The sequence below is a fragment of the Streptomyces gilvosporeus genome, assembly GCF_002082195.1.
In the GTDB taxonomy this organism is placed as follows: Bacteria; Actinomycetota; Actinomycetes; order Streptomycetales; family Streptomycetaceae; genus Streptomyces; species Streptomyces gilvosporeus.
Window position 1 is genome coordinate 6,449,929 of the sequence record NZ_CP020569.1, and the last position, 14,363, is coordinate 6,464,291.

The 14,363-nt window shown below is 70.1% G+C and carries 13 protein-coding genes; 6 read left to right on the forward strand and 7 right to left on the reverse strand.

What is annotated here, in order from left to right; translation table 11 throughout:
* The first annotated feature begins 181 nt into the window (after positions 1-181).
* Genes B1H19_RS28910 through B1H19_RS28920 form a run of 3 tightly spaced genes read left to right on the forward strand, consistent with a single transcriptional unit; the run spans position 182 to position 3,972 of the window.
* Positions 182-1,207, forward strand: coding sequence for a thiamine ABC transporter substrate-binding protein (locus tag B1H19_RS28910; protein WP_083109935.1), 1,026 nt, complete (start codon positions 182-184; stop codon positions 1,205-1,207).
* A complete protein-coding gene (locus tag B1H19_RS28915) occupies positions 1,183-2,907 on the forward strand; it encodes an ABC transporter permease (RefSeq protein WP_418361527.1) in 1,725 nt (574 codons plus the stop codon). Before B1H19_RS28910 ends, B1H19_RS28915 begins: the two co-directional genes overlap by 25 nt.
* On the forward strand, positions 2,908-3,972 hold the full coding sequence (locus tag B1H19_RS28920) for an ABC transporter ATP-binding protein (protein ID WP_083107643.1): 1,065 nt from the start codon (positions 2,908-2,910) through the stop codon (positions 3,970-3,972).
* Between the two features lie 64 nt (positions 3,973-4,036).
* Here the strand turns inward: B1H19_RS28920 and B1H19_RS28925 are convergent, their stop codons facing one another.
* The 3 genes from B1H19_RS28925 to B1H19_RS28935 all read right to left on the reverse strand — a co-directional run bounded on the left by B1H19_RS28925 (position 4,037) and on the right by B1H19_RS28935 (position 6,755).
* On the reverse strand, positions 4,037-5,023 hold the full coding sequence (locus B1H19_RS28925) for a DMT family protein (RefSeq protein ID WP_083107644.1): 987 nt from the start codon (positions 5,021-5,023) through the stop codon (positions 4,037-4,039).
* Positions 5,024-5,191: 168 nt separating this feature from the next.
* A complete protein-coding gene (locus B1H19_RS28930; protein WP_083107645.1) occupies positions 5,192-6,346 on the reverse strand; it encodes an LOG family protein in 1,155 nt (384 codons plus the stop codon).
* A 1-nt stretch (position 6,347) separates the two neighbouring features.
* The gene (locus B1H19_RS28935; RefSeq protein ID WP_083107647.1) at positions 6,348-6,755 is read right to left on the reverse strand and encodes a MarR family winged helix-turn-helix transcriptional regulator; all 408 of its coding nucleotides are present in this window, start codon (positions 6,753-6,755) and stop codon (positions 6,348-6,350) included.
* Between the two features lie 121 nt (positions 6,756-6,876).
* On the opposite strand from B1H19_RS28935, the gene B1H19_RS28940 reads away from it, so the two are divergent.
* Entirely contained in the window at positions 6,877-7,293 is a 417-nt protein-coding gene (locus B1H19_RS28940; RefSeq protein WP_083109936.1) for a RidA family protein, read from the forward strand.
* A gap of 78 nt (positions 7,294-7,371) precedes the next feature.
* On the opposite strand, the gene B1H19_RS28945 is transcribed toward B1H19_RS28940, so the two are convergent.
* The 4 genes from B1H19_RS28945 to B1H19_RS28960 form a co-directional block, all read right to left on the reverse strand.
* Complete coding sequence (locus B1H19_RS28945) at positions 7,372-8,550, reverse strand: hypothetical protein (protein ID WP_083107649.1); 1,179 nt, start codon at positions 8,548-8,550, stop codon at positions 7,372-7,374.
* Positions 8,532-9,272: an ABC transporter ATP-binding protein gene (locus B1H19_RS28950; protein WP_083107650.1), complete on the reverse strand. Its 741-nt coding sequence runs from the start codon at positions 9,270-9,272 to the stop codon at positions 8,532-8,534. Before B1H19_RS28950 ends, B1H19_RS28945 begins: the two co-directional genes overlap by 19 nt.
* A 252-nt stretch (positions 9,273-9,524) precedes the next feature.
* On the reverse strand, positions 9,525-10,886 hold the full coding sequence (locus tag B1H19_RS28955; protein WP_083107651.1) for an aspartate aminotransferase family protein: 1,362 nt from the start codon (positions 10,884-10,886) through the stop codon (positions 9,525-9,527).
* A gap of 2 nt (positions 10,887-10,888) precedes the next feature.
* Positions 10,889-11,362: an Lrp/AsnC family transcriptional regulator gene (locus tag B1H19_RS28960; RefSeq protein ID WP_037788748.1), complete on the reverse strand. Its 474-nt coding sequence runs from the start codon at positions 11,360-11,362 to the stop codon at positions 10,889-10,891.
* A 199-nt stretch (positions 11,363-11,561) separates the two neighbouring features.
* Here B1H19_RS28960 and B1H19_RS28965 point away from each other — a divergent pair, with 199 nt between their 5' ends.
* Both B1H19_RS28965 and B1H19_RS28970 read left to right on the forward strand, forming a co-directional pair.
* On the forward strand, positions 11,562-13,016 hold the full coding sequence (locus tag B1H19_RS28965) for a gamma-aminobutyraldehyde dehydrogenase (protein ID WP_083107653.1): 1,455 nt from the start codon (positions 11,562-11,564) through the stop codon (positions 13,014-13,016).
* A 154-nt stretch (positions 13,017-13,170) separates the two neighbouring features.
* Positions 13,171-14,352, forward strand: coding sequence for a polyamine ABC transporter substrate-binding protein (locus B1H19_RS28970; protein ID WP_083107654.1), 1,182 nt, complete (start codon positions 13,171-13,173; stop codon positions 14,350-14,352).
* Positions 14,353-14,363: the final 11 nt, after the last annotated feature.

Consider the following 14,363-nt stretch of genomic DNA (forward strand, 5'->3'; position numbering starts at 1 on the left):
TCACCACTCATGCTGTTGCGCCCTGCCCGGATCCGCGCCGTACGTCCTTTGACGTCGCGCCGCGGACCCCGGGCGGGGCCGCGTCTCTTCCTGGCCAGCCAGGAGGACATCAGTGAGCATCACCAGCAGAACCGGCAGGACCAGCAGGATCACCGCGACGGCGCTCGCCGCCGCGGTCGGCATGACCGCCCTCGCCGCATGCGGCGGCCCGGGTGACGAGAGCGCGGACGCCAAGACCGTCACGCTGGTCAGCCATGACTCGTTCAGTGCCTCCAAATCGGTACTCGCCGCCTTCGAGAAGGAGAGCGGCTACAAGGTCAAGGTCCTGCCGGGCGGCGATGCCGGAAAGGCCGTCAACCAGGCGATCCTTTCCAAGGACAATCCCCAGGGCGATGTGTTCTTCGGTATCGACAACACCCTGCTCTCCCGCGGTCTGAAGGAAGGCATCTTCAGCCCGTACAAGGCCAAGGGGCTCAGCGGCGTACCCGCGGATCTTCAGCTCGACAAGGGTGGGCACCGCGTCACCCCGCTCGACTACGGGGACATCTGCGTCAACTACGACCGCGCCTACTTCGACCGGCACAAGCTCGCGCCGCCGAAGACCTTCGACGATCTGGTCAAGCCCGCGTACAAGGGCCTCCTCGTCACGGAGAACTCCGCGACCTCCTCTCCCGGACTCGCCTTCCAGCTCGGCACCATCGCCACCTACGGCAACGGCGGCTGGCAGACGTACTGGAAGAAGCTCAAGGCCAACGGCGTCGAGGTCGTCGACGGCTGGGAGCAGGCCTACTACGAGCGGTTCTCGGGCTCCGCATCCGGCCATGCCAAGGGCGACAAGCCGCTGGTGGTCTCCTACGCCTCCAGCCCGCCGGCCGAGGTCAAGGACATGAAGACGAAGCCCCGTCAGGCACCGACCGGTGTCGCGACCGGTACCTGCTTCCGCCAGATCGAATTCGGCGGTCTGCTCAAGGGCGCGAAGAACGAGAAGGGCGGTAAGGCGCTGCTGGACTTCCTGCTGAGCAAGAAGTTCCAGGAGGACATGCCGCTCCAGATGTTCGTCAACCCGGCTCTCAAGGACGCCAGGGAGCCGGCGCTGTTCACCAGGTACGGGGTGACGATCGACAAGCCGACGACGATGGCCCCGGCGACGATCACCAAGAACCGTGAACAGTGGATCAAGCAGTGGTCCTCGCTCGTTCTGAAGTAACCCGCGCTCCGCGCCGGGGACCCTCGCGGAGGACGGCGGTGCGGCTCGGTCTGATGGCCGTGCCGCTCGCCTTCTTCGCGTTGCTGTTCGCGTATCCGGTGACCGCGATCGTCGGGCGGGGGCTGAAGGACGGCGGGCACTGGCAGCCAGGCCGGTTCACCGCGGTGCTCGCCGATCCCGATGTGCTCCACGTCCTGTGGTTCACCGTCTGGCAGGCGGCGGCCTCCACGGTGCTGACGCTGCTGATCGCCCTGCCCGGCGCCTATGTCTTCGCACGCTTCGACTTCCCCGGCAAACGACTGCTGCGGGCGGTCGTGACGGTGCCGTTCGTCCTGCCGACCGTCGTGGTCGGTTCGGCCTTCCTCGCGCTGGTCGGACGGGGCGGCCCGCTCGACGCGCTGTGGGGCGTCCGCCTGGACACCTCCGTCTGGGCGATCCTGCTGGCGCATGTCTTCTTCAACTACGCGGTGGTCGTACGGACCGTCGGCGGCCTCTGGGGGCAACTCGACCCGCGTCAGGAAGAGGCGGCGCGGGTCCTGGGCGCCGGACGGTTCGCCGCCTGGCGGAAGGTGACACTCCCCGCGCTCGGCCCGGCCGTCGCCGCGGCGGCGCTGATGGTCTTCCTGTTCACCTTCACCTCCTTCGGCATCGTGCAGATCCTGGGCGGGCCCACCTTCTCGACCCTGGAGGTCGAGATCTACCGGCAGACCGCGGACTACCTCGACCTGCCGACGGCCGCCGTCCTCACGCTCGTCCAATTCCTCGCGGTGCTCCTGCTGCTGGCGGTGCACGCCTGGACCGTGCGCCGGCGGGAGGCGGCCCTGCGGCTCGTGGACGCCTCGTCGACCGCGCGGCGGCCCTGCGGCCCCGGGCAGTGGGCGCTGCTGTGGGGAACGCTGGCCGTCATCGCCGTCCTGCTCGTCGCCCCTCTTCTGGTGCTCGCCGAACGCTCCTTCGCGGGGCCGGACGGCTACGGGACGCTCTTCTACACCTCGCTGAGCTCCGCGGCGTCCGCCGACAGCACCTTCGCCGTCGCCCCCCTCGACGCGCTGTGGAACTCCCTCTCCTACGCGGCCGCGGCGACGGCGATCGCGCTGGTGGTGGGCGGGCTGGCGGCCGCTGCCCTGACCCTGCCGGACTCCCGGCACCGCTCCGGCGAGAGCCCCCGCGCGGGCCGGCTGGTCCGCGGATTCGACGCCCTGCTGATGCTGCCGCTCGGGGTGTCGGCGGTGACCGTCGGCTTCGGGTTCCTGATCACGCTCGACAAGCCGCCGCTGGATCTGCGCTCCTCGTGGTGGCTGGTGCCGCTGGCCCAGGCCCTGGTCGGCGTGCCGTTCGTGGTCCGCACCATGCTGCCCGTGCTGCGGGCGGTGGACGGACGGCTGCGCGAAGCGGCCGCGGTGCTCGGCGCCTCGCCGTGGCGGGTGTGGCGCGAGGTGGATCTGCCGATGGTGCGGCGCGCCCTGCTGATCGCGGCGGGCTTCGCTTTCGCGGTGTCCCTGGGGGAATTCGGCGCGACGGTCTTCATCGCCCGGCCGGACCGCCCGACCCTTCCGGTGGCCGTGGCACGGCTGCTGGGGCGTGCCGGGGAGCTCAACTACGGGCAGGCGATGGCCATGTCGACCATCTTGATGGTGGTGTGCGCCGGGGCGCTCCTGGCGCTGGAGCGCATCCGCACCGACCAGTCCGGGGAGTTCTGAATGACGGCACCGACCACGGCGCAACGGCTGCTGCAGTTGGACGGGGTGACCGTCCGCTTCGGCAAGCCCGGCGCACGCCCCGCGCTCGACGCGGTGGATCTGGCGGTTGCCGCGCGGGAGATCGTGTGCGTGCTGGGACCGAGCGGCAGTGGCAAATCCACGCTGCTGCGGGTCGTCGCCGGGCTCCAACGGTCCGATGCGGGCCAGGTGTTGCTGGAGGGCCGGGACCAGTCGGCGGTGCCGACGCACCGGCGCGGCGTGGGGCTGATGTTCCAGGACCACCAGCTCTTCCCTCAGCGCGATGTCGCCGGAAACGTGGCCTTCGGACTGCGGATGCGCGGCGCCTCGCGCGGCGACCGGGAGCGTACGGTCACCGAACTGCTGGACCTCGTCGGGCTGCCGGGTGCACAGCGGCGCGCGGTCGCTTCGTTGTCGGGTGGTGAGCAGCAGCGGGTCGCGCTGGCCCGTGCGCTCGCTCCGCGGCCCCGGCTGCTGATGTTGGACGAGCCGCTCGGCCAGCTCGACCGCGGGCTGCGCGAGCGCCTGGTCGTCGAACTGCGGCGGCTCTTCCGGGAGTTGGGTACGACGGTGCTCGCCGTCACCCACGACCAGGGGGAGGCGTTCGCCCTGGCCGACCGGGTCGTGGTGATGCAGGACGGACGGATCGCGCAGACCGGCACCCCGCTGGAGGTCTGGCAGCGGCCGGCCACCGAGTTCGTCGCCCGGTTCCTCGGCTTCGACAATGTGGTCGAGGCGACGGTTCAGGGCGAGGCCGCCCTCACCCCATGGGGCAAGGTGCCGGTCCCGGACGGCACCGTCGACGGCCCGTGCCGGCTGCTCGTACGGCCCGCCGGGGTGCGCCTGACCTCTGCCCGCGACGGTCTGCCCTGCACGGTCGCGGCCCGGACCTTCCGCGGTACCCATGTCGCGCTGTTGCTCCGGCCGAAGAGCGGACCGCAGATAGAGGCGGCCTGCGCGCTGCGGAATGCGCCGGAGACCGGAGAAACGGTGGGTATCGCCTTTGCGGCGCAGGACGTTGTGGTCCTGGACACCGCGGCGGGATGACCACGCGGGATCTCGCCGCCTTTGCCGTGCGGGACGATGCGGTCGCCGTGGGCAACCGTGCGGATCAGGAGCCGACGCGCATGCGGCTACGGGAGCGAGCGGGCTGCCCGGCAGTCTCGACGGCGTCTCCCGATGCCGGCGCGGGTGTCGATGCCTCGCCTGTCGTCGCGGATGCGGTGTGGGCGTCCGATTCTCCGAACCAGGCGACCGCGACGGCCCCGGCAACGGCCACCACGAAGCCGAGGATCGCCACCCAGGCGAAGCCCGGCCGGGAGGAGTCGCCCAGCCACAGCACGCCGAGGATGCCCGGTACCACGGTCTCGCCCACGACCAGGGCCGCCGTGGCGCCGTTCACCGAGCCGATCTGAAGGGCGACGGTGTGCAGGTACATCCCGCCGATGCCCGCGACGAGGATCGCGTACAGAGCGGGGTCGCCGAGAAGGGACGGGAGGTGGAAGGGGTCGATGCCGTTCAGAATCCGTACGCCCACGCCGAGCGCACCGAAGCCCAGGCCGGAGAGGAGCCCGGCGAAGATCGCGGCCCGTTCGCCCAGCAGACGCACGATCAGGGTGCCGCCGCCGATGACCGCGACGGACGCGGCCAGCAGCCACCAGTGGCCGTCGATCGGTGTGTGACCGCTGCCTTCGGGGCCGGCGGCTGTGGCGAGGAGCACCAGAGCGGAGCAGACGACGGCGATGGATGCCCATTCCGGCCGGGTGAGACGAATGCCGAGGAGCTTGACGCTCAGCATGGCGGTGATCACGAGGTTGGCGCTGATCACGGTCTGGGAGAGAAACAGCGGCAGCAGACGGGCGGCCAGTGCGCCGAGTCCGAAACCTATGAAGTCCAGCACCGTACCGACCATGAATTCCCAGGTCACAGCGGCCTTGGCGGTGGAGGACAGGCTGGGGCCGCCGTGCTGGGTGACGCCGGTGGTCGAGTCGGAGGCCGCCTCCCGGTGAGCGGATTTGCGTGAACCCACCGCCTGCAGGACCGAACCCGTGCCGTAGCAGGCCGATGCCGCCACGGCCGTCAGAAGGCCGATGATCACCAGGAGCTCCGTTCACGCACTTGCTGCATTACCTGTTCATTACCTGGCATGGCAGACGTGCATTTCGGGACGGCAGTTGCTTCATCGGGCAAAGAGATCTCGGGGAGTGGGTGAGGTACGGAGGGGAGAGCGCGCCCCGGCGGACCGCCGGGAGAGGCGGCCGCCCGGTCAGGAAGCCGTTTCGGTCGCCAGGCGGGCCAGGGTGTCGGGGACCTCGTCCACCGAATCGACCAGCGCGATCCGGCCGGCCATCGCACGCTCCGTGGCGAGCGCCTGGAGCAGCGGCCAGGCGGGCAGTTTCTCGGTCCAGTGCGCGCGGTTCACCAGCACCATCGGCGTCGGCCCGCCACGCGAGGCGTAGTAGTTCGGCGTCGCGTGGTCGAAGATCTCCTGCACCGTCCCCGCGGCGCCCGGAAGGTAGACCACGCCCGCATGGCAGCGCGCCAGCAGCCCGTCCTCGCGCACCGCGTTGACGAAGTACTTCGCGATATGGGAGGCGAAGGCGTTGGGCGGCTCGTGCCCGTAGAACCAGGTGGGGATGCCCACGGAGGAGCCACCGCCGGGCCAGCACCGGCGGACCTCGAAGGCGACCTGCGCCCAGTCCGTGAGGGACGGGGTGAAGTGCGGCGCCTTGGCGAGCAGTTCCAGCGCCGCGTCGAGCATGCTGTCCTCGAAGGGCGCGGCATACGCTCCGAGGTTCGCGGCCTCCATCGCGCCGGGGCCGCCACCGGTCGCGACGGTCAGGCCGCCGCGGGTGAGCAGGCGGCCGAGCCGGGCGGTGCCCGCATAGGCCGCGGAGCCACGCTCCGAGGCGTGTCCGCCCATGAGGCCCACCACCCGTGCGCCGGCGAGATGTTCGTCCAGGGCGTCGGACACGGCGTCGTCGTGGATGCTGCGCAGCATGGAGGCGAAGACGTCGCCGTCCGCCCTGGTCCGCTGGTACCAGTGGTAGGTGCGGGCGTCCGGGGTCGCTTCGTATCCGGCGCGGGACAGCCCCTCGAAGAGCTCGTCCGGCCCGTAGAGGCTGCCGCGGTAGGGGTCGAAGGGCAGGTCGGGGAGGGGCGGGAAGACCAGCGCGCCATCGGCCCGGACCTTGGCGGCGGCGTCCGGCTCCATGGCGCAGCCGAGGAAGACGGATGCGGCGGTGCCGGTGCTGAGCAGCGCGAAGGTGCGATCCGTCAGGTCGAGCGACTGGACGCGCCGTCCGGCGAGGCCGCCCGAGGCGACGGCCCGGTCGAACTCCGCGAGCGACTCGATCTCGTGGTCCGCGTCGTGCGGGTGACGGGGCCTCGGCTGCTCTGAATTCGGCTGCACATCCGCCATGTTAGGACCGCAGCATGTCCACCAGCGGCGCGAGGTGACCGTCTTCGGCCGCCGTGTCGAGCGCCGTGCGCAGGGCGCCGTCGTATGTCGGGCGCGCCTTCTCCTGCATGTCACGGCCCTCTTCGGTGATCACGCTGTAGACGCCGCGCCGGTCGTTCGGGCACAGGTCCCGGCGGGTGAGTCCGGACGCTTCCAGGCGGGAGGCCAGGCGGCTGACGGAGCTCTGGTTGAGGCCGATGAGGTCGGCGAGCTCCTGCATGCGCAGCTCACCGTCCTCCGCCTCGGCGAGGCGGGCCAGCGCGCGGTACTCCGACAGGCCGATGCGGTGGTGCTGTTGCAGGGCCTTGGCCAGCTCCTGTTCCACGCGCGTGTGCAGTGTGCCGAACCGGTCCCAGTGTTCCGCGTCCATGGCCTTCTGCCTTCTTCCGCCTTTTCCCGCCGGGGTCTTGACGCCAGCTTACATGCAGCAGAAACTTATGTATGTGCAAGCAAGAAATGTAGATGCATGGAACTACGGGGGTGCTGTGTCGATGAATGCTGTGGCAACGGCGGGCGGTGCGCGGGGAATCGAGCGGATCGCGACCACGCCGGACTGGTACGAGCCGTACAAGATCTCGCAGGCGATCAGAGCGGGCGGTCTGCTCCATGTCTCGGGGCAGGCGGGCATCGACGAGCGGGGGCGGACCGTCTCGGACGACTTCCTCACCCAGGGGCGGCAGGCATTCGCCAACGTCGGGAGGGTCCTCGCCGAGGCCGGTGCTTCGTTCGCCGATGTGGTGAAGGTGGGCATCTTTGTGACGGACATGGCCGCCGACCTCGAACATGTCCTCACTCTGCGGGGCGAGTTCCTCTCCCGGCCCTATCCCGCCGACACCCTGCTGGAGGTGTCGTCGCTGGCCCAGCCGGACTGGCGAATAGAGGTGGAGGTCACCGCCCTGGCCCGCTGAGGGGCCGACGCACTGCTTGCTCCTGATCCTCAGGGCTCCAGGATTCCCAGGGCTCCGGAGAAATCAGTCGCCAGAGGATCAGTGCACCAGAGGAAGCGTGGCCATTTCCGCGACGGCCCAGGTCAGCGGGCCCAGCACCAGGGCAACGGCCAGGGCGCGCAGCGCCGCGGTCCGACGCAGGGCGGAGGAGGTCGCGCCGAGGCGGCGCAGGGCGGCCGTGGTGTGGGCGCGGGCCGAGCGCGATTCGAGTGCGGCGGTGAGCGCGCAGGCGGTGACGGAGGCCAGGACGACGACGGCGCCGATGGCGGTGAGCGGGCCGTACGGACGGACGGACGCGGTCTCGTACACCGTGACCGCCGCATAGGTGGCGGAGGCGACCGCGCACAGGACGCCGAGCGGGCGTCCCAGGCGGCGTGACTCCTGCTGGAGCACGCGCCCGGACAGCAGCCGCAGCGCGCCGGGGCGCCCTGCGCACAGGAGGCGGCCGCACAGGTGCACCAGGCCGGGGCCGGCCAGGACGAGGCCGAGGGCGGACAGGGCCCAGCCAGCCAGGACGCCCGGGGGGCTGCCCACCAGCCGGCCGGGCAGCGGCAGCAGTCCGGCGGAGGTGACGGTGCCGCGGCTGGCGTACGCCTCGACGGCCAGGCCCGCGGCCGTCAGGGCCATGCCCCAGGGGAGGCCGGAGGGGTTGGCCGCCTCGACGGGGGCCTCGGGGGCGGGGGCGGTGTCGGCGCTGCGCGGACGCAGGGCCAGGGCGGTCGTGGCGGCGGCGGTCAGTGGGACGGTCGACAGCAGCATCAGGGCGCCGACGAGGGGAAGGGGGTGGCCGGTGCCCAGCAGGTCGGCGTCGATGCCGGCCCTCCCGGCGGCCGGAGCCGGGGAGCCGCCGAGGTCCCCGCGCAGGCGGAGGAAGACGAACAGGGAGAGGAGGACGCCGAACAGACCGGACAGCGCGGTGGAGGCGCCGGCGAGCAAGGCCAGCCGGAGGGGACCCAGGCCGGCGGCGGCCATGCCGCGGTGGAGACGGGCGGCGGGGTCCGTACGGGCCACGGAGGCCGCGAGCTGGGCGGTGGCGGCGAGCGGGGCGGCGCACCACAGCAGCCGGACCAGTGAATCGCTGGCCGAGCCCGGGTGGGCGGTGGCGTGGCCGACGGTGGAGAGCAGGAGGAAGCCGGTGCCGGCGGCCGCCGCGGTGACGAAGAGGCGGCGCAGCAGAACGAGGGGGTGAGAGCCGCGGGCTAGACGGAGAGCGAGCACGCTGCCCTGCTTTCCGCGTCGGAGGAACCGTCGGCGGTGGCCACGGAGCCCGTGCGGCGGCCGTCGAGGAGGGCGATGCTGCGGTCGGCGAGAGCGGCCACCTCGGGGTCGAGGGTGGCCAGGAGCACGGTGATCTGGTGCGAGCGGGCCGCGGCCGTCAGGGTGCGCAGGACCTGGATGCCGTCGGCGCTGTGCAGCGCGGCGGTCGGCTCGTCGGCGAAGAGGACCTGGGGCTCGGCGGCGAGGGCGCGGGCGACGGCGATGCGCTGGCGCTGGGACTGGTCGAGCCGGGCGGGGCGGCGGCGGGCGCAGGTGCCGACGTCGAGGCGGTCGAGCCACTCCATGGCGGTGTGCTTGGCGCTGCGGTGGCCGGCGCCGCGCAGCAGGAGCGGGAGGGCGGCGTTCTCCCAGGCGGTGAGTTCGGGAACGAGGTTCGGTTCGGTGTCGATCCAGCCGAACCGGTCCAGACGCAGTCGTTCGCGGCTGGGGGAGGAGAGGGTGTGGACGGGTGAGCTGTTGAACCAGACCTCGCCCTCGGTCGGTGCGAGCTGACCGGAGAGACATTTGAGGAGGGTGGTCTTGCCGCTGCCGCGCGGGCCGGTGACGGCGAGGATCTCGCCCTCGCGGACGCCGAGCGAAACAGCGGTGAGGGCCGGGGTGCTGCCGTGCATGTGGTGCAGGCCGCGGGCCCAGAGCACGTCGTTGTCAGGCGGGGCCACCATCTGCGCACCTCTTGCTAGTTCGCGTCCATTCGTTCCCCCAACCGGGTGAACGAACATGGAGGGTATCGGTCACTGGCACGGTAAGTACTGGTGACCCCCGGTATTCGGCGCTCGGCACGGAGAACGGCTCAGATTCACTCCTATAGCTGAAAATGAGTGAATCTGAGCCGTTGGATTTTCAGTTGTGAGGACTCGCCTGCGAGCGATGATCGGAGCCCTGTGGTCGGAGCCCGGTGATCAGAGCCCCGGTGATCAGAGCTTGGACCACGCCTCGGTGAGGACGCCGCGCAGGATCTGCTCGATCTCGTCGAAGACCGGCTGGTCGGCGATCAGCGGCGGGGCGAGCTGGATGACCGGGTCGCCGCGGTCGTCGGCGCGGCAGTAGAGGCCGGCGTCGTACAGCGCCTTGGACAGGAAGCCGTACAGGACGCGCTCGGTCTCCTCCTCGTTGAAGGACTCCTTGGTGGCCTTGTCCTTGACGAGCTCGATGCCGTAGAAGAAGCCGTTGCCGCGGACGTCGCCGACGATCGGCAGGTCGTGCAGCTTCTGGAGGGTGCTCAGGAAGTTGCCCTCGTTGTCGAGGACGTGCTGGTTGAGGCCCTCACGCTCGAAGATGTCGAGGTTGGCGACGCCGACGGCCGCGGAGACCGGGTGGCCACCGAAGGTGTAGCCGTGCAGGAAGGTGTTGTCGCCCTTGTAGAACGGCTCGGCCAGGCGGTCGGAGATGATGCAGGCGCCGATGGGGGAGTAGCCGGAGGTCATGCCCTTGGCGCAGGTGATCATGTCCGGGACGTAGCCGAACTTGTCACAGGCGAAGGTCGTGCCCAGACGGCCGAAGGCGCAGATGACCTCGTCGGAGACGAGCAGCACGTCGTACTGGTCGCAGATCTCGCGGACCCGCTGGAAGTAGCCGGGCGGCGGCGGGAAGCAGCCACCGGCGTTCTGCACCGGCTCCAGGAAGACCGCGGCGACGGTCTCGGGGCCCTCGAAGAGGATCTGCTGCTCGATCTGGTCGGCGGCCCAGCGGCCGAAGGCCTCGGGGTCGTCGCCGTGGATCGGGGCGCGGTAGATGTTGGTGTTCGGCACCTTGTGCGCGCCTGGGACCAGCGGCTCGAAGGGGGCCTTCAGGCCGGGCAGACCGGTGATCGACAGGGCGCCCTGCGGGGTGCCGTGGTAGGCCACCGCGCGGGATATCACCTTGTGCTTCATCGGCTTGCCGGTGAGCTTGAAGTACTGCTTGGCCAGCTTCCAGGCGGTCTCGACGGCCTCGCCGCCACCGGTGGTGAAGAAGACCTTGTTGAGGTCGCCGGGGGCCTCGTTGGCCAGGCGCTCGGCGAGCTCCACGGCCTTGGGGTGGGCGTAGGACCACACGGGGAAGAAGGCGAGCTCCTGCGCCTGCTTGTAGGCGGTCTCGGCGAGCTCGACCCGGCCGTGGCCGGCGTTGACCACAAAGAGGCCGGCGAGGCCGTCGATGTAGCGCTTGCCCTTGTCGTCGTAGATGTTGGTGCCTTCACCGCGCACGATCGTGGGCACGGGGGCGTTCTCGTACGACGACATGCGGGTGAAGTGCATCCACAGGTGGTCGTATGCCGTCTTGGAGAGGTCGCGGCTCATTGCTATCTCGTTCCCCAGGTGTAGGTCTGCTTCCGGAGCTTGAGGTACACGAAGCTCTCGGTGGATCGAACGCCGGGAAGCGTGCGGATCCGCTTGTTGATCATTTCCAGGAGGTGGTCGTCGTCCTCGCAGACGATCTCGATGAGGAGATCGAAGGAGCCTGCCGTCATGACGACGTACTCGACTTCTTCCATGGTCGTCAGGGCGTCGGCCACGGGATCGAGGTCACCCTCGACGTTGATGCCGACCATTGCCTGCCGACGGAAACCGACCGTGAGGGGGTCGGTGACCGCGACGATCTGCATCACGCCTTGGTCGAGCAGTTTCTGTACGCGCTGACGTACGGCCGCTTCCGACAGGCCCACGGCCTTGCCGATCGCGGCGTACGGACGGCGCCCGTCCTCCTGGAGCTGCTCGATGATCGCCAGGGAGACGGAGTCGATCGAAGAAGTGCCGTTTCTGTCACGAGTGGCCACGTCCCTCACTGTGCACCAGCCTCGTCCGTCGCGCAACCCCGAATCGATGAAATCAGTCGTGCAGTGATCTAAATTTCACTGATTTCGTTGTTTCCGAGTGGCGGGTGTGTTGAAAACGTCGGTGCCGCGGCTAGGGTGGACCCACACCACCGGACAGGTGGAGTCAAACCACCGGACATCTGACTGAAGGGGGCGCACAGTGACCACCGCACTGCGTCGTCTGCGCAACTACATCGACGGGGAGTTCCGGGACGCCGCCGACGGGCGGACCACGGAGGTGGTCAACCCGGCGACGGGTGAGGCGTACGCCACCGCCCCTCTCTCGGCCGCCGCCGACGTCGACGCGGCCATGGCCGCGGCCGAGGCCGCCTTCCCCGTCTGGCGTGACCTCATCCCGGCCGAGCGCCAGAAGGTACTGCTCAAGATCGCCGACCGCTTCGAGGAGCGGGCGGAGGAGCTGATCGCCGCCGAGTCGGAGAACTGCGGCAAGCCGATCGCGCTCGTACGCTCCGAGGAAATCCCGCCGATGGTGGACCAGATCCGCTTCTTCGCGGGTGCCGCCCGGATGCTGGAGGGCCGCTCGGCCGGCGAGTACATGGACGGCTTCACCTCCATCATCCGCCGCGAGCCGGTCGGCGTATGCGCCCAGGTCGCGCCGTGGAACTACCCGATGATGATGGCCGTGTGGAAGTTCGCCCCGGCGATGGCGGCGGGCAACACCGTCGTCATCAAGCCCTCCGACACCACTCCCGCCTCGACGGTGCTGATCGCCGACATCATCGGCAGCGTGCTGGAGGAGCTCGGCCACCCCCGCGGCGTCTTCAACGTCATCTGCGGTGACCGCGAGACCGGCCGTCTGATGGTCGAGCACCACGTCCCGGCGATGGCGTCCATCACCGGCTCGGTGCGCGCCGGTATGCAGGTCGCCGAGTCCGCGTCGAAGGACCTCAAGCGCGTCCACCTGGAGCTGGGCGGCAAGGCCCCGGTCGTCGTCTTCGAGGACACCGACATCGCCAAGGCCGTCGAGGACATCGCGGTCGCCGGCTACTTCAACGCCGGCCAGGACTGTACGGCCGCGACCCGGGTGCTCGTCCAGGACTCCATCCACGACGAGTTCGTCGCCGCGCTGGCCAAGGCCGCCTCGGAGACCAAGACCGGTGCGGTCGACGACGAGGACGTGCTCTACGGCCCGCTGAACAACGCCAACCAGCTCAAGCAGGTCAAGGGCTTCATCGAGCGGCTGCCCGCCCACGCCAAGATCGAGGCGGGCGGCGAACAGGTCGGCGAGAAGGGCTACTTCTTCGCCCCGACCGTCGTCTCCGGGCTCAAGCAGGACGACGAGATCGTCCAGCAGGAGGTCTTCGGCCCGGTCATCACCGTCCAGTCCTTCTCCGACGAGAAGCAGGCCGTGCAGTGGGCCAACGGCGTCGAGTACGCGCTCGCGTCCTCGGTGTGGACCAAGGACCACGCCCGCGCCATGCGGATGTCCAAGAGCCTCGACTTCGGCTGCGTGTGGATCAACACCCACATCCCGCTGGTCGCCGAGATGCCGCACGGCGGATTCAAGAAGTCCGGCTACGGCAAGGACCTTTCGGCCTACGGCTTCGACGACTACACCCGGATCAAGCACGTGATGACCTCGCTGCACGGCTGACCGGCCGGACCGCACCGGCCGGCCCGACCGCCGGCCCGGGGGATCCCCACCGTCGGGCGGCACGGAACGCTCGACACACCGTCGCGGGCGGAGGCCCGGCAATGGACGCTCTGTCTGTTGCCGCCTCCGCCCGCGACGCGTGAGAGTGCCTGCCATGGCTGATCTTGCGCGGCGCGCGCTGCTACGGGGTGTGGGCGGAATCGGTGCGGCCGGGGCGCTGGCCGCCCTCACCGGATGCGGGGTGCGGCCCGCCTACGTCACGGCCGCGGACCGCACCGGACCCGACCGCTCGGCCCGGGACCGCTCGGTCGACTTCGCCAACTGGCCGCTGTACATCGATGTCGACGACCACGACAAGCAGCGCCGGCCGACCCTCGACGCCTTCCGGCGCCGCACCGGGATCTCCGTCACCTACAACGAGGAGATCAACGACAACGACGAGTTCTTCGGGAAGATCAGCCCCGCGCTGATGAACCACCAGCGCACCGGCCGCGACCTGATCGTCATCAGCGACTGGATGTGCGCCCGGTTCGTCCGGCTGGGCTGGGTCCAGGAGATGGACCGCGCCGCCCAGCCGCATGTCGCCAAGAACCTCGATCCGCTGCTGCGCACCCCGCACTTCGACCCGGGCCGCAAGCACTCGGTGCCCTGGCAGTCCGGGATCACCGGCATCGCCTACAACCGCAGAAAGCTGGGCCGCGAGATACGGCACACCTCGGATCTGTGGAAGGACGATCTGCGCGGGCGGGTCACGCTGCTGGCCGGTCTGGACGAGGCGTTCGCCCTGCTGATGCAGGGTGACGGGGTCGATATCACCCGCTGGACCGCCGACGACTTCCACCGGATGATCGACCGGGTCCGCGCCCAGGTCCACAAGGGCCAGATCCGGCGCTTCACCGGCAACGACTACATCAAGGACCTCGACTCCGGCGACGTGCTCGCCGCCCAGGCCTATTCCGGCGACGTCATCCAGCTCCAGGCGGACAACCCCGACATCGAGTTCGTCGTCCCCGAGGAGGGCGCCGAGCTGTGGGCGGAGAGCCTGATGATCCCCAACCTCGCGGACCACAAGCGCAATGCCGAGCGGCTGATCGACTACTACTACGAGCCGGAGGTCGCCGCGGACCTCGCCGCCTGGGTCAACTACGTCTGCCCCGTCCCCGCCGCGCGGGACGTCCTGGCCTCCTCCAAGGACAAGGACCGCGCCGCGCTCGCCGAGGACCCGCTGGTCTTCCCCGATGACGCCATGCGCCGGCGGCTGGCGATCGCGCGGGACATCTCCCCGCGGGAACGGACCGCATACGCGAAGGAGTGGGACGCGATCGTGGGGCTGTGAGGGCGGCCCCC

What these genes read in the sequence shown, in the direction of transcription:
- B1H19_RS28940 (WP_083109936.1), top strand. Translation starts at nt 6,877, where the DNA reads ATGAATGCTGTGGCAACGGCGGGCGGTGCGCGGGGAATCGAGCGGATC.
- B1H19_RS28920 (WP_083107643.1), top strand. Translation starts at nt 2,908, where the DNA reads ATGACGGCACCGACCACGGCGCAACGGCTGCTGCAGTTGGACGGGGTG.
- B1H19_RS28910 (WP_083109935.1), top strand. Translation starts at nt 182, where the DNA reads ATGACCGCCCTCGCCGCATGCGGCGGCCCGGGTGACGAGAGCGCGGAC.
- B1H19_RS28950 (WP_083107650.1), bottom strand. Translation starts at nt 9,272, where the DNA reads ATGGTGGCCCCGCCTGACAACGACGTGCTCTGGGCCCGCGGCCTGCAC.
- B1H19_RS28955 (WP_083107651.1), bottom strand. Translation starts at nt 10,886, where the DNA reads ATGAGCCGCGACCTCTCCAAGACGGCATACGACCACCTGTGGATGCAC.
- B1H19_RS28970 (WP_083107654.1), top strand. Translation starts at nt 13,171, where the DNA reads ATGGCTGATCTTGCGCGGCGCGCGCTGCTACGGGGTGTGGGCGGAATC.
- B1H19_RS28935 (WP_083107647.1), bottom strand. Translation starts at nt 6,755, where the DNA reads ATGGACGCGGAACACTGGGACCGGTTCGGCACACTGCACACGCGCGTG.
- B1H19_RS28930 (WP_083107645.1), bottom strand. Translation starts at nt 6,346, where the DNA reads ATGGCGGATGTGCAGCCGAATTCAGAGCAGCCGAGGCCCCGTCACCCG.